The organism is Sporosarcina sp. NPDC096371, assembly GCF_044762865.1.
GTDB lineage: Bacteria > Bacillota > Bacilli > Bacillales_A > Planococcaceae > Sporosarcina.
The window spans coordinates 18,160-32,971 of sequence record NZ_JBIWFE010000012.1 but is presented as its reverse complement, the minus strand read 5'-3'; the positions used below and the strand labels follow the sequence as shown (position 1 = coordinate 32,971).

Below are 14,812 nucleotides of genomic sequence, written 5' to 3'. Positions count from 1 at the left end.
GACATAAATGTTCTTCGTCATCAGGTTCTTCATCATCAAGTCGACATAAATGTTCTTCGTCGTCAGGTTCATCATCATCATCATGTCGATGTGAAAGTTCTACGTCGACATGCCCTTCGTCATCAAGTTCTTCGACATCAAGTTCGTCGACATCATGTCAACGTAAAAGTCGACGTAAAAGACGGCGTTAACGAACTTAAATTAATTACTTCCGCGTGATCAATCACTCAATGATCATGCGGAAGCGTTTATTATTATCAAACAGTCGGTGGCATATAAATAGATAAACGGATTGAATAATAGAAGGGAAAGAGATTTTATGTCCTATCTAATTCCATCTTATTCTTTAAAAATCGAAGACGAGAATTTAGAAGAATTACGGCGCGATTTATGGAACAATGACCCTGTTCCTGCTGATTTGATGGCGGAAGGTGTCACATATGATATCGATCTTGCCTATCGAGGCTCTTATACACGGAAATTTCGTAAAAGATCTTATCGGATTGAGTTCATCAATCCAAAAGTATTCTCAGGGGGCCGCGAAATTCATCTAAATGCAGAGTACAGGGACCCTTCTCTTATCCGAAATAAACTTTCTTTCGACTTCTTCCATGACCTCGGTGTTTTATCACCACAAAGTCAACATATTAATTTATCTCGAAATGGTTCCCATAAAGGGGTCTATTTACAGTTGGAGTCTGTTGATGAGTTTTTCTTAAAAAAGAGAGGTCTCCCTAGGGGTCCTATTTTTTATGCAGTCAACAATAACGCCAACTTTTCTTTGTTGAGAGATGAAAAGGTGAAAGATTCGCTTCTTTCGGGTTATCAACGAGCGTTTGGAATCCAATCAGACAATGATTTCCTTCAAGAATTTATAAATAAAATCAACACCATACCTCTTTCTGATTTTCCAGATGAAATTTCCCGGTATATCAATATTGATTCATTTTTGCGCTGGCTCGCTGGAGCTGTTTGCTCAATGAATAACGATGGATTCACTCATAACTATGCGCTGTATCGCAATAGTGGGACGGGTTTATTTGAGATCATTCCTTGGGATTATGATGGAACTTGGGGTCGTAAAATTAGCGGAGGCATCATGCAGTACAATTACATTCCTATTGATGGTAAGAAGAGCAATCACCTGTGCTACCTCCTCATGAGGGTGCCAGAATTCCGTATACTTTACAGAAACATCTTAGAGGAAATTTTGGAAACCAAGTTTACAGTTGACTATATGGAAAATAAAATAGTTGATCTTCATGACGCCTTACGACCACACATTCTTCTTGATCCATATAAAAGAAATACTATTGATTTATTTGACAGTGAACCCGATTTTATCTGTCAATTCATTCGCGACCGCAACAACTATTTGAAAAACCAATTGCTCAATTTTTGAATGAAAGATTGCTGAAAGGAGGTACACTGTGGTACCTATATGTATCAAAGATACTGGTAAGTATGGCAGAGGGATATATGCTACTCGAGATATTAAAGCAGGTGAACTCATAGAGGTATCTCCTGTATTAATATCATCTAAAAATGAATGGAAGTATTTGAAAAAGACCGTACTTTTTGATTACTGCTACACTTGGGATGAAGGTAACGATTGTACAGCAATTGCTCTAGGATATGGATCGCTATTTAATCACTCCTATGCTCCAAATGCGACGTATAATTATAATATAGAGAATTTGTCAATTGACTTTTTTGCAATAGATGACATTAAGGATGGTAAGGAAATTACTATAAATTACAATGAAGACTCTGAAGATAAATCTCCATTATGGTTTGATGTAATAGAATAAATAAAAAGGAAAATGGACTTTTTAGGTGACCATACTCATCATAACAATTCATAAGCATTCAGAACAAAGTAGCCATTTAGTTTCGTGGTTGCTTTTTTCTTTTGACTGTGCACGGTCTTTGAGTTGAATAGGCTTGACTTCAGATTTTTTGTTCAGACATAGACACCTATCACCTCTCTATGTTCCTTATCAACCTAGTCAAGCGCTCAACTATCCGGTACCCCTAACAGTCACAGAATACTTTCTTTTCAATATGATATAAAGAGAACTTGCCATTTGAGAGATGTCGAACAGTTGTAGGTCTAAACGAAAGGGAGAAGGACCATGACTTTTATAAACTCTATCCCATCACATCCACATGACATTCATCGAATTCTTAATAGCTGGTCGCCTACAAAAAAGTTGATGCTTATGGCATTAATGGCAGCGCTTGCGGCTATTTTGCAATCAGCTGGCGGGGTTTCACCCGTGATTAGATATACCATTAGTCCATTCGCAACCGCCCCTATATTGCTAGTCGCATTGCTATCACTACGATCCGGTATTTTTACCTATCTAGTAACCATCTGTTTGTTAGTAGTGACGGTGCCCAGCGAGTTAGTTATTTTCCCCTTTACTACAGGATTACTCGGACTGGGGTTGGGATGGACGTTTCATACGCTAAACAAGCGCTCGGAAATTGCGATAACGAATAGTCTACTATTATGTATAGGGATCTGCATCCCGTTGTACGTATTCGGCTTTCCCATTTTCGGGTCAACCGTTTCTTCAACGCACAATCTCACGGTTTTGCTTATTATTTTCACCTTTTCTTATCTTTATAGTTGGGTCTGGATGGAGCTAGGTTTATTGATTCTTCTTAAGATCAAGCCAATCTTAATGCGAAAATAGCGTGTCGATTGAAAAGACAAAAAACACCTTCTTACGGAGTTTTTCCGTAAAAAAGGTGTTTTTCGGATTGAATCTATTTTTTAAAAGATAACCATTTTAACAATGGGTTTTTATTCTTATCAATTATTTTCAATTCATCCATCACAAGTTGTTCCTGGTTATCTGCAATCCATTCCTTCAACTCTTGCTTATTGTCACAAGAGGTATAATAGGTTTCTCCGCCTTTTCCAACAGCACTAATCACATACCGGCAACGGCTCTCCATAGTTTCCACCTTTAAAGTTATGATTTTAAACGAAATGACTATTTGCGTTTACGAAAGTAAATAGTACGCCTGAAAAAAGGATCTGTCAATAAGCAATTCTCCCAAAGGAGTTTACTTGTTTTCACACATTTAATTCCTGCTTTCGTGACGATGGTTTACTATATTTAGCTAATAATCTACGTGAGATTGGTCCAACAATCAATAACTGTGATGGCAGTGCCACGATAACGTTTAGACCAACAGTTTTCAGGTAAGCGATGAAGATAGAACCTTCAATGCCTACCAATAGTGACGATAAAGCAAGTCCGTAGACCGACATAATCAGAACCATCATTGGCACCATACAAAAAGCCATCGCCACAATAAAGTTAATTTCTTTCGATTTATCATACGGTAGCGACAACGCTAGTTTACGCGCTCTCGGTTCAACGAAACCCTCCACAATGAAAGCGACGATAAATGTAATGACAAATTGGATCATTGCACTCCACACTGTAATCGTTGAAAATCCGTGTAAAGCAGTGTTATAAAACGACATAATCAAAACCATTCCAAAACACATAAACAGACCATACATAATGCCTTCTTTTTTGTTACTAGGCAAATAAAAACTTCCTTTCCTAAAGAGAATACTTGTAATTATATATGGCTATATTTTTTTACATAAGTGACGTATTTGTGAACATTCTCAGGAAGAATAGGAAAGGAGAAAGTGGAGGACACAAAAAAAGAACAGGCCCATTTTCGACCTGTTCCTTTACTATTTAGTTGCGGACTAGATAATCGAATGCTCCTAAAGCAGCACTCGCACCTGACCCCATAGAAATAATGATTTGTTTAAATGCACTATCCGTACAGTCTCCTGCAGCAAACACACCAGGGACATTCGTTGCGCCACGCTTATCCACGACAATCTCGCCAGCCTTGTTGCGTTCAACTGCGTCACCTAACCAATCCGTATTCGGGACAAGACCAATTTGGATGAAGATACCGTTTAGTTCGATATGCTTTTCATCGCCTGTTTCACGATCAAGGTACGTAATACCATTAACGCTATCCGTACCCGTGATTTCTTTTGTTTGAGCATTTTTCAAGACGGTTACATTCGGCAAGCTATGCAGACGCTCTTGTAAAACAGAATCCGCTCTTAACTCAGCTCCGTATTCAAGCACCGTCACATGGTTGACGATCCCTGCAAGGTCAATCGCTGCTTCGACACCAGAATTACCCCCACCAATAACAGCAACATCTTTACCTGCAAACAATGGACCGTCACAGTGTGGGCAATAAGCGACCCCTTTATTTCTAAATTCAGCCTCTCCAGGTACGCCAACATCACGCCAGCGTGCTCCTGTTGAAAGGATAACGGTTTTACTCTTTAGAACGGCACCGTTTTCCAATTCAATTTCAATAAGATCTTTCTTTTCCAAACGTTTTGCACGCTGTAAGTTCATCACATCAACGTTATACTCTTTCACGTGTTCCTCAAGGTTTGCTGCAAGTCTAGGACCTTCCGTGCGATTCACACTGATAAAGTTTTCAATCGCGGCTGTGTCTAAAATCTGACCGCCGAAACGATCAGCAACAATGCCAGTTCGAATCCCTTTACGTGCCGCATAAATAGCCGCACTTGCACCCGCTGGTCCACCGCCAACAACGAGTACATCAAACGGTTCTTTATCAGCGAATTCTGATGCATCTGGTCCGCTTCCCAATTCAGCCAAGATTTCTTCGAGCGATTTTCGTCCGCTGGAGAATGGTTCTCCATTTAGATGTACCGTCGGAACCGCCATGATTTTTTTACTTTCTACTTCATCTTTATACGCCGCGCCGTCAATCATCGTATGCGTAATACCAGGGTTTAACACACTCATCACGTTAAGTGCTTGTACAACTTCCGGACAGTTTTGACAGCTCAAACTGATATAAGATTCAAAGTGATATTCGCCTTTAATATTTCTCACTTGCTCAATTACTTTTTCATCTACTTTAGGAGCCCTACCACTCACTTGCAATAAAGCAAGTACAAGTGAAGTGAACTCGTGTCCAAGTGGGATACCCGCAAATGTAATGCCCGTATCTTCACCGATACGATTGACACTAAAGCTAGGTGTTCTTTCTAAATCCACTAACTCTACTTTAATACGAGATGACATCGTGGCTAACTCATCCACTAGCCCCGCCATTTCACGCGAAACCTTATCTTCCCCGACACTCACTTTAAGTAGCACATCGCCTTCCATCAACTCAAGATATTGGGCTAATTGTGCTTTTATATCTGCATCTAACAAATTCATCCTACTCCCTAACTTGTATTTTACTAAACACAACTCGGCGTGATTGCCTTAGATTTTGAATTGAATTAAGGAACGCGATCTAAATACGCGACATTGACCAGTATCGTACTGGCCTCAATTCAACATCTAGGACATCCACCGAAACCTTTTAAAAAATGAAGGGAGCCCCTATCCCTAGAAAGGAAGAGGACTGCCCCCATTATCCTGTTGCTTTGAAGTTAGATTTTCCCTACAAGGTCAAGGCTTGGTTTAAGTGTTTCTTCGCCTTCTTTCCATTTTGCCGGGCATACTTCACCTGGGTTGTTGCGAACGTACTGTGCTGCTTTGATTTTATCAACAAGCGTGCTTGCATCGCGTCCGATTCCGCCAGCATTGATTTCCATTGTTTGTACAACACCATCTGGATCGATGATGAATGTACCGCGATCAGCTAGACCTGACTCCTCGTCCAACACATCGAAGTTACGGGAAATCGTTTGTGAAGGGTCACCGATCATAATATATTCAAGCTTGCTGATCGTATCAGAGTGATCGTGCCAAGCTTTGTGTGTGAAGTGTGTGTCTGTAGAAACAGAGTAAACTTCAACGCCTAGTTCTTTAAGTGTTGCGTATTGGTCTTGAAGGTCACCAAGTTCAGTTGGGCAAACGAATGTGAAGTCTGCTGGGTAGAAGCAAACGACACTCCATTGACCTTTCAGGTTTTCTTCAGTTAGGTCGATGAACTCACCGTTACCGCTATTGTAAGCTGACGCTTTGAATGGTAGAATTTCTTTTCCAATTAATGACATAATAAATATTCCTCCTAGTGTATGTGGTTTGCATAGATAGTTTAGACCAGATCACCTAAGCCTAAACGGTGGTAATCACTATAATCTAATTACCGTCCCTTATCTATAATAATTCTAATTACATATTCATTATTATATAAGTTTTATTTTTTGTCAACAATATCACTTCGATTTTCGACAATGTCTTTCTTTCTGTGTCAGTATTGGCAGATACCATACTGTTGTCCGCTTACTTATATTCTATTTCTCAGCTTTTAAAAAGAAAAGCCTAATGCTTATGAAACCTTTACATTCTCAATTGATAGGATACATTATCGGTTAACTGATATTTAAGAATACACAAACTACTCTATTAAAGGAAATTAAAAAAGGACTCTCAACAATTCAGCGAATTGATGAGAGTCCTTCGTATTTAGCGTGATTTTGGTGGGTATATCCAGATGGATTTCTGATTTCTATGTGAGAGAAGTTTGACCGTTACCTTTATAAGCATTGCGATCTTTTAAATCCATGTCATAGTTGTCTTCGATTTTCAATACAGGCGGCTGTTCTTTAAATCCTTTGGTCAATCTAAATAAATAAATGCAACCTATTAGTAACCAACTCGCTCCAAGTATTTTTGAGTGCACATCAAGATTCACAAGTAGCAAAATATCAAGGGCAGCTCCTATAGCAGGAATGATTAAATATAAGATCGTTCCTTTTAGCGAACGTTCTCTTTTTCTAATGTAATAATGAGCAATTACAGCAATATTAACACAAGTATACGCCAGAAACGCCCCGAAATTAATAAATGATGCGACAAGCTCTAAACTCAAAAATAAAGCAAGAAGAGAAAAACAACTAATTAACATGATATTATTTACAGGTGTTTTGTATTTATGATGTAAAACACCAAAGAACTTTTTAGGAAACTGGCCATCTCGCCCCATCGTAAAAAGGACTCGTGAAGCACTTGCCTGGGATGCCATGGCACTACCCAATACTGCGAAAGCATAAAGTGCAAGATATACGGAGTACATCGCCTTGCCACCAACATGTTTAATAATTTCGTAAGCAGCCGCCTCAGAATTATTAAATGTTAGGTAGTTTGGCCAAATAAGATGCGAGAAATATGACACACATGTAAAGATTAACCCACCACCAATGGTAATTATAATAACAGCTCGTGGTATTGTTTTTTTCGGGTTCACTGTTTCCTCTGAAAACGCTGTCACTGATTCAAACCCTAGGAAACAAAAGCATAATAATGCTGCTCCAGCTATTGTATATGTAAATGATTCGTTCAAATTAAAGAACGGCTCAAAAGATAAAAGAGCGGCTGTACCTGCTTCCATGAAAATTTCCTTAATCGAAAAACCTATAAATATAAGGATGAAAAGGAATGCAAAAATCGTTATGAATGCGTTTATACTAGTAGCAAACTTCAAACCTCTGACATTGATAAATGTGACAAGTATCAGCATACCTGCAATCCAAACGTAGTTTGGAATTGCGGGAAAGGCCGCTGAAAAAAAGATACCAAAAGCCAAGTAATTTACCATCGGCATAAATAAATAATCCATTAAGATCACCCATCCTACAAGAAATCCTGCAGCAGGATTGAGTGATTTTTGCGTGTAAACATAAGCAGATCCGGAAGATGGAAATGCGACTGCCATTTTCCCATAACTGTATGCGGTAAACATCATCACCATTGTAGCAATGATCATCGCCCCAGGAACCACACCGTGGGAAGTATTAGCCGCAATACCGTATGTAGTAAAAGCTGTGGTTAACCCCATAAATGAAAAACCAAACAACACAACTGGAATGAGTGTCAGTGTTCTATCTACTTTCCGTACATTCGACATGTGAAGTACTCCCCTCCTTTGCCTGATTTAACCTTTCACCAAAAATAGGATCTAGATGATTACATCCATAGCTTTTTTAATAAATGGTTTACTAGAATTCATAAAAAGTTAGTAAGATGCCAGGGAGCCTACTGACTTTTTATGAATTTGTTGTGTAGAACTTATCTTCCCATTCCCCGGAAAGAACTCCTTCTTTAAAACGGATTGTATATCTTACATAATTCATGTAAAAATCATCTCGCTGGCATCTTTACTGACTCCTGAAATTTCTTAAGTAGCGGCTTGTTCAATAACTTGTACACTGATTTTTAATCAATAGAAATGAAACGTAATAATATGAGATTCCCCTAAAGACACATCATTATTTGGACGCAAGTAACTCTCTTTTCATATCTGTATAAGCCATATTATGGTTAATTCCCACTTCGTGATGAACAATTTCACCGTTCAAAGTACTAATACAATTTTTTACGATTTCATCATTTTCTATTACATTCCCCAATCCATTATTGGCGATATTCATAATATAAGGACCCGTCGTCATCAACATGATGTCTGTCGAAGTTTGTGGACATAGTGCCGGCATATTCGGAACACAGTAATGGAGAACGTCTTCTTCGTAATAAATTGGATCCTCTAAAGTCGTATAACGTGAAGTTTCGATTAAACCTGCTCCTGTGATATCAATAATCATAGATTTAGGTTTCATTTTACTAACCATTTCGCGCGTGATAAGAGGATCGGTTACCCCTGGTAATGGATAAATTGTATTAATTAAAACATCACTTTGAATAAGTTCTTCGAACATCATATCTTCATCCCAATACAAAACATCCGCCTGAGGCAACTGATTGTTCAAATAATCCATGCGTTTCATCGATGCTTCGATGATTGTTACGTTTAATCCAAGACCCACAGCAACTTGTGCAGTATTGAGTCCAGCATTACCACCACCAAGAATCAATACTCTACTTGACGGTAAACCAGCCAGTTTTCGTAAAAGGATTCCTTTTCCGCCATAGCCATATTGGGCGTACTTGACTGCTTCAAGCATTGCTAATGTGCCAGCGATTTCACTCATTGGTTTAATCGTAGGTCTAGTGCCATCAGGTAAAACGATTAGTTCCATTGATACTGATGTTACTTTTTTATCTAGCAACGCTTGTAGCATGTCATGATCGACGTCTTCCGCTAAATGGAACCATGCCATTACCATTTGATGCTCTTGGAGAAGGTCAAATTCATACGGTTGAAGTTCTTTCACCTTAACAACAAATTCTGACTTCTCATAAACCTCTTCAATTGTGTTGACGATTTTGGCTCCAACCGCAACATATTTGTCGTCATCAAAGCCACTTGCTTTACCTGCTGTACTTTGTATGAGTACTTCATGACCGGAAACTGTTAGTTTTTTTACCCATGATGGATTTAGTCCCACTCTAGTCTCTGCAGTTTTTAATTCTTTAGGAACACCTATTATCATTGTTCATTCTCCTTTTTATCCGCCTTTAATTAATAGAACATTTTAAATTTTACAGGTAAATGATAGCCCTTACATTAGACACGAGGTTAAATTTATAGGAGTTTTCTTTTAACCAAGCACTTTTAATCCCTTAGGACAGATTATCTGGACTTTCAAGGTAACGTCAAATAGCGCCGACCTGTTTGTCAGGGGACGCTTGCTTACTTGGGAATCCATATTTTATGGACCTAGACTTTCTTGTATAGTTATACTAAGCTGATACAGCTAACACTAAAAAGTGAGGTGGTATATATGCTTACAGTACAAGATGTTCTTAAGCGCCCACTCTTTTCAAAGGCGGAGGTCGTAGCAGGGGCAAATGGGTTGCACCGTCAAGTCAAGTGGACACATGTCCTTGAAATTCCGTTTTTTGATGATACGATCTTTCAGGGTGGGGAACTGATACTTTCTACCGGGTTCGGGTTTGAATGGAGAGATTCCTCTAATACTTCATTTTTGTTAAATCTTATCGAACGCAACGCTTCATGTTTATGTGTAGAACTTGGACATTACTTCGAAAAGATTCCTAAAGAAATGATCGAGATGGCCAATGAGTATAACTTTCCGATTATCATTTTCAAAGAATTCATAAATTTCGTAGAAATAGCACAGAATCTACATTCATTTTTCATTAACGCTCAGCATGAGAAGTTGGTTACATTAGATTCAATTTCAAGAGAGTTCCATTCCTTGTCACTCACTACTCATGGGTTATCAAATATTTTAAAGTTGTTGCAACAGAAAACAGAAGCACCCATTATCTATCTCCCATTAGATGGAACACCTTTTGCAATTCCAGGATTGAAAAATGACTTTATGGAACAGCTTCTCCACACCATTTACGAGGATAAAGAACACTGGCACGACAAAATCACCAATGATTCACCCATTGAATGGAAGGCGTTAAACCATACTATTCTTCTCCATCCGATTGGGGCCATGGATCAAATCTGGGCATACCTAGTTATGGCTTTAGATCGTGAATCGGATGAATTTGATTTTCTAATCCTTGATCGCGCTTCCCTCGCAATCTCACAAGACTTATTACGCAAATATTATTTGGATGAAAAACGATTGCGTTTAGAATCCACATGGTTAAATGATTTACTTGATAGACGCATCAATCATGAGGAACAAGCAAGGAAATTTATTACGTTACAAGCTAAGCACACTTACATACGTTATCGAATTGCAATCATTGATATCGAAGACGTTTTTCAGTCGTCTTCATTAAATATATTGGACGAAGAAAATGAATCTACTATCTATCATTATTCTTTAAAAATCCGCTCTGGGTTCGAAAAGTATTCTTTTACACCCTATATCACTTCAATTAGAAATCAAATTATTGTATTAGCTATTGATCTGGGAACTACAGATACCTCTAAGGCACGCTTCTTGAAAGTGATCGATACATTGCTACATGTTAGGGTAGGTGAATCTAGCCAAATCCGTATAGGCGTTGGGCGACAATACCAGTTACTTTTGGATGCTCATACTGGTTATCGAGAAGCGCAGTTAGCTTTAAATTATCGTACATTTTCAACAAGTGCCTTTTACGAAGATCTTGGCATATTTCGGCTACTTCAATTAATACAGCATGATCAAGATACAGCGCATTTTATTGAGGATTATCTCTCTCCCTTAATAAACTATGATAAAGAATATGGAACAGAATTTCTTCTGACTTTAGCGAAATACTTTGAGTTTGATCGTTCGACGAAGCTTACAGCTCAAAATTTACATATTGTAAGACAAACACTCTATCATCGAATGAAAAAAATAAAAGAGATTCTCGATTTTGATTTTGATATGCCGGAGAACAGATTAAGCGTTGAAATAGCTTTGAAAGCCTATCAACTTATACAGCAAGGAGGAGCACCTACGAAGTGGTAATATGGCCAGCGTAAAAATCATTATACAGTCATTGATACAAGAAAAAACCCTTTCAAGTCTAAAACTAGACTTGAAAAGGTTTTTCTACATTTGTGATTAAATCACATCATGCCGTCCTTAAGGTGAGAGTGTGTAACATATTTATCATCAGTTTACGAAACCGCATAAAATCAACGTTTTCCTAGTACATAGGTGTAACATCTTTAACATTATTTTACCCTTATTACTTGAGAGCGTTAGCAAAATGTACGTTAACGATCCCCATATGTTGCGTTTTTTTTGAAAACACCCGATAGCTGATTGAGATTATTAAAACACTTAGCGGACCAACACTAAGGACAGGAAGTAGCCCTGGTATGGTTGTAACAACGAAATATATAATTACTGTCCCAACAATCATTAATATCGAGTGCATAGGATAAGACACGGCATATAGGAATGAATACTTAATATATTGAAAAACCTTGGTCTCATAATGCACTAATAATGGAAAAAGATAGAAACAAGCAGCAAAATAAATCAATAAAACACCCATTAGAATAAAAGAAATAACATAGGCAAAAATATTTTTCATTTGCTGAAATAATTGAATATCAATATACAATAAAAGACCGATAAGAAACATAAAAAATGTTACTAGATTCGCTTTAACAAATTCCTTCCGATACGTATCCCAAAAAACAGAAAAAATCGGGGTATCATGATTACCCATTACCCATTTTCTTGAAACTGCAAACATAGCTGCGGAGGCTGGAGCTGCACCAAAAACAATGAAACCGAGTATGGTAAACAAAATCCAAAGTATATTTATATAAGCGAATCGCATGATCCATTCACAATAGCGATAAATCCCTCCTATTAGACCTTCCATTTCTTCCACCTAGTTATGTATATACTATAATGAATTTATAAATATAGATAACTAAGCTTTCACCTCCATCCTATATAACACTTGCACATATCGTTTCCCCTTCATTCACCGTTACAATAGCAAAAGAAGTTATTACTCCATCCAAATCATATTCATGTTGTAGATCAACCGTTACGTTGTTAATCAAACATTGCTCCTTTTCATATGAAAACTGGACTTTCCATGTTAAAGGATTACCGGAACGATTCGTTAAACGTGTTTCTCGATTAGAGTGATGAGTAATATCAATTTCATTATTTAAAATAGGTACATTCCTCATTGTTGCCCACTCTAGTTCATTTGGTAATCGAGACATAGTTGTTATTTCAGTGTCACCATTTGCTGAAATCCCCATCATCCCTGTTGCAATCGAACCAATCACGGCATAAGAAACCTCTGGGTATTCTCTTCTAATTAAACTAGGGTCTATTAATTCTAGCAATATAGCATAAGCATCCTCATTGTCCCCATTTTTATAATAAATCTCTGGGAAATAGGATTTTCCTTCTACATTAACAACACCATTCTGTGTTACGTCTTTTAACGCAAGTTTTAATTTTTCCTTATCAGAAATAAGTCCAAAATAAAGCGGTAAAAAATTGGCTATATCATAATAAGGCTCATAAAATTCTCCATTTTGTAACAGCGCACCATAGAATCTGGATGATTTTTCATTCCACCAATCATTTTGATACATTTTTTGCAACTGTGCCGCTTTTTCTTTATAATCTTTTGCCAATTGATGGTTGTCTTTTAACTCATTTATTTTCGCAAAAGCACTATAACCTGCATATTGTGCAGAAATTAAATCTCCTGCAATACGCGGCTGTAACCCATCTTCATTATAAGAGGCAATACCACGTCTTCCATACTCAGGATAATGTTCCATTAACCCATCATTATCTTTATCCCAAGCTCGTACATATTCATTAATTGTTTTCTCATAAAATGTTATGAATTCAGGATTATTGAGGTAATCTGTATCGCCTGTCCAAAGGAATTGCCGATAACATGCGTCTAAAATATCAAAATTGGCAGGAAGGTTATACCAAAAGTCAGAATCACTTCGATAATCTACAGAGGCTGGGGTATTTTCCTTATCAATTTCCCAATAACTGCACCAATCTCTCACACCGGAAATTCCCGCTGCAAATTTAGATAACATATTCTTTGTATGATTCTGAAGTCCCAGAATGGAAGCACCTGCACTTTGATGTGCTACATCACGCATACAAAATGCTGCTCTTCCTGGCAAAGCAGCTTCATACCACAATCCAGCAGCATCTTCACCATTATGAGCATAGGAAAGTGCTTCTTGTTTTGCCCACGTGAATCCGTTATTTAGAAAAATAGAAGAAGATTCGAATTCTACTTTCCCTATTGACTTTTCCATATTATTCATTTACAGCCCGCCTTTCTTAGTAAGAAGTTAAATGCGGTAAATTTCTGACTGCCTAACCTAATTAGTGTGGTTAGAAAAAATCCTATCTATTATTTTCAAATTTATTTACAGTGCTTTGCCGTATAATAAGCTTTGTAGGGACGACTAATTTTATGGAAACTTCCCTCCCATTTAACTTTTCATCCAATAGTCTAACTGCTGATTTTCCCATTTCATTAGAATATACTTTTATTGTTGTTAGTGGAGGAGTCATATATTCTGCAATTGTAATATCATCAAATCCTACGATGGACACTTCATTTGGGATACTTATGCCAGCTTCCTCAAGTGCTCTGTATGCACCAATAACCATTGGATCACTCGCTATTATAAACGCAGTAGGCAGACAATTATTGCTTATGGCTTTTTTCATTAACTCATAACCAATTTGTGTAGTAAAATTGTTCCCAATATAAAGATGGTCTTCATTAAACAACCCTTTGCTTTCCATATATTTTTGGAAACCTTTTAGTCGTTTATCCATCTGCCTTGACCCAGCTTTTGACCCGAATTGATGTAAAAAATCCGTCCCCCCGATAAACCCTATTGACGTATGCCCATTTTCCAGCAGATGGTCTAGTGCTTTATATGTCGCTTTTTCAAAATCGACAATCACAGAATCATACACTTCATCATTTGGGGAATAATCAACAAATACGATATTTTGTATTTGTACGAAAAACGGATTTAAAAAATCAAAATCTATTTTTCCAATCACAATTAAAGAATCTAAACCATTCAAGCTTTCATATGAATCATAATTAATCCATCGAATAACTTTTGAAATTTCTAAACCACAATGATATAATTCCTGCTCAACACCTTGACGTATAGATAAGAAATAAGGATCTTCATCTTCTACCTTTTCTGAACAATAAATGATCAGACCAATTTTCATATCTTTATGTTCATGCTGCTTTCTAACGCTCTTTCTTTGAGGTAAAGTATATTGAAGCTTTTCTGCAACTTCGTTCACTTTTTTTCTTGTTTCTTCTGTTACAGATAAGGAAGAATCGTTGTTAAGTACTCGTGATACAGTAGATGTTGAAACATTAGATAACTTAGCAATGTCTTTAATTGTCGCCATCCAAAAACCTCTTCTCTTTACAACCCGAAATTTCAGTTAATCTTTACTAGA

General features: G+C 37.5%; 14 protein-coding genes. 5 read left to right on the top strand and 9 right to left on the bottom strand.

Translation table 11 applies throughout. The features are described from left to right. The 4 genes from ACIQ0H_RS20605 to ACIQ0H_RS20590 form a co-directional block, all read left to right on the top strand. The coding region (locus ACIQ0H_RS20605; RefSeq protein ID WP_403419019.1) for a hypothetical protein at nucleotides 1-219 on the top strand (219 nt) is incomplete at its 5' end. 100 nt (nucleotides 220-319) lie between these two features. Then, nucleotides 320-1,402: a CotH kinase family protein gene (locus ACIQ0H_RS20600; protein WP_403419070.1), complete on the top strand. Its 1,083-nt coding sequence runs from the start codon at nucleotides 320-322 to the stop codon at nucleotides 1,400-1,402. A gap of 28 nt (nucleotides 1,403-1,430) precedes the next feature. Further along, nucleotides 1,431-1,811 carry an SET domain-containing protein gene (locus ACIQ0H_RS20595; protein ID WP_403419017.1) on the top strand — a complete coding sequence of 127 codons (381 nt, stop codon included), beginning with the start codon at nucleotides 1,431-1,433 and terminating at the stop codon, nucleotides 1,809-1,811. Nucleotides 1,812-2,135: 324 nt separating this feature from the next. Continuing rightward, a complete protein-coding gene (locus ACIQ0H_RS20590) occupies nucleotides 2,136-2,702 on the top strand; it encodes a hypothetical protein (RefSeq protein WP_403419016.1) in 567 nt (188 codons plus the stop codon). Between the two features lie 73 nt (nucleotides 2,703-2,775). Here ACIQ0H_RS20590 and ACIQ0H_RS20585 read toward each other — a convergent pair whose 3' ends face one another. From ACIQ0H_RS20585 to ACIQ0H_RS20560, 6 genes are all read right to left on the bottom strand, one after another. Then, nucleotides 2,776-2,967 carry a hypothetical protein gene (locus ACIQ0H_RS20585; protein ID WP_403419014.1) on the bottom strand — a complete coding sequence of 64 codons (192 nt, stop codon included), beginning with the start codon at nucleotides 2,965-2,967 and terminating at the stop codon, nucleotides 2,776-2,778. A gap of 121 nt (nucleotides 2,968-3,088) precedes the next feature. Beyond that, a complete protein-coding gene (locus ACIQ0H_RS20580; RefSeq protein WP_403419012.1) occupies nucleotides 3,089-3,571 on the bottom strand; it encodes a DUF2798 domain-containing protein in 483 nt (160 codons plus the stop codon). Nucleotides 3,572-3,731: 160 nt separating this feature from the next. Then, entirely contained in the window at nucleotides 3,732-5,264 is a 1,533-nt protein-coding gene (gene ahpF, locus ACIQ0H_RS20575; RefSeq protein ID WP_403419010.1) for an alkyl hydroperoxide reductase subunit F, read from the bottom strand. A gap of 218 nt (nucleotides 5,265-5,482) precedes the next feature. Continuing rightward, nucleotides 5,483-6,052 (bottom strand): alkyl hydroperoxide reductase subunit C, encoded by a 570-nt coding sequence (ahpC, locus tag ACIQ0H_RS20570; RefSeq protein WP_403419008.1) that lies wholly within the window; start codon nucleotides 6,050-6,052, stop codon nucleotides 5,483-5,485. A gap of 455 nt (nucleotides 6,053-6,507) precedes the next feature. Beyond that, entirely contained in the window at nucleotides 6,508-7,857 is a 1,350-nt protein-coding gene (locus ACIQ0H_RS20565) for an APC family permease (RefSeq protein WP_403419006.1), read from the bottom strand. Between the two features lie 409 nt (nucleotides 7,858-8,266). Further along, nucleotides 8,267-9,388 (bottom strand): alanine dehydrogenase, encoded by a 1,122-nt coding sequence (locus ACIQ0H_RS20560; protein ID WP_403419004.1) that lies wholly within the window; start codon nucleotides 9,386-9,388, stop codon nucleotides 8,267-8,269. A gap of 237 nt (nucleotides 9,389-9,625) precedes the next feature. Between ACIQ0H_RS20560 and ACIQ0H_RS20555 the strand changes: the two genes are divergently transcribed. Continuing rightward, nucleotides 9,626-11,323 (top strand): PucR family transcriptional regulator, encoded by a 1,698-nt coding sequence (locus ACIQ0H_RS20555; RefSeq protein WP_403419002.1) that lies wholly within the window; start codon nucleotides 9,626-9,628, stop codon nucleotides 11,321-11,323. A 223-nt stretch (nucleotides 11,324-11,546) separates the two neighbouring features. Here ACIQ0H_RS20555 and ACIQ0H_RS20550 read toward each other — a convergent pair whose 3' ends face one another. The 3 genes from ACIQ0H_RS20550 to ACIQ0H_RS20540 form a co-directional block, all read right to left on the bottom strand. After that, complete coding sequence (locus ACIQ0H_RS20550) at nucleotides 11,547-12,194, bottom strand: YesL family protein (protein ID WP_403419000.1); 648 nt, start codon at nucleotides 12,192-12,194, stop codon at nucleotides 11,547-11,549. Between the two features lie 70 nt (nucleotides 12,195-12,264). Beyond that, a complete protein-coding gene (locus tag ACIQ0H_RS20545; protein WP_403418998.1) occupies nucleotides 12,265-13,635 on the bottom strand; it encodes an MGH1-like glycoside hydrolase domain-containing protein in 1,371 nt (456 codons plus the stop codon). An 82-nt stretch (nucleotides 13,636-13,717) separates the two neighbouring features. Beyond that, nucleotides 13,718-14,761 carry a LacI family DNA-binding transcriptional regulator gene (locus tag ACIQ0H_RS20540; RefSeq protein WP_403418996.1) on the bottom strand — a complete coding sequence of 348 codons (1,044 nt, stop codon included), beginning with the start codon at nucleotides 14,759-14,761 and terminating at the stop codon, nucleotides 13,718-13,720. Between the last annotated feature and the right edge of the window lie 51 nt (nucleotides 14,762-14,812).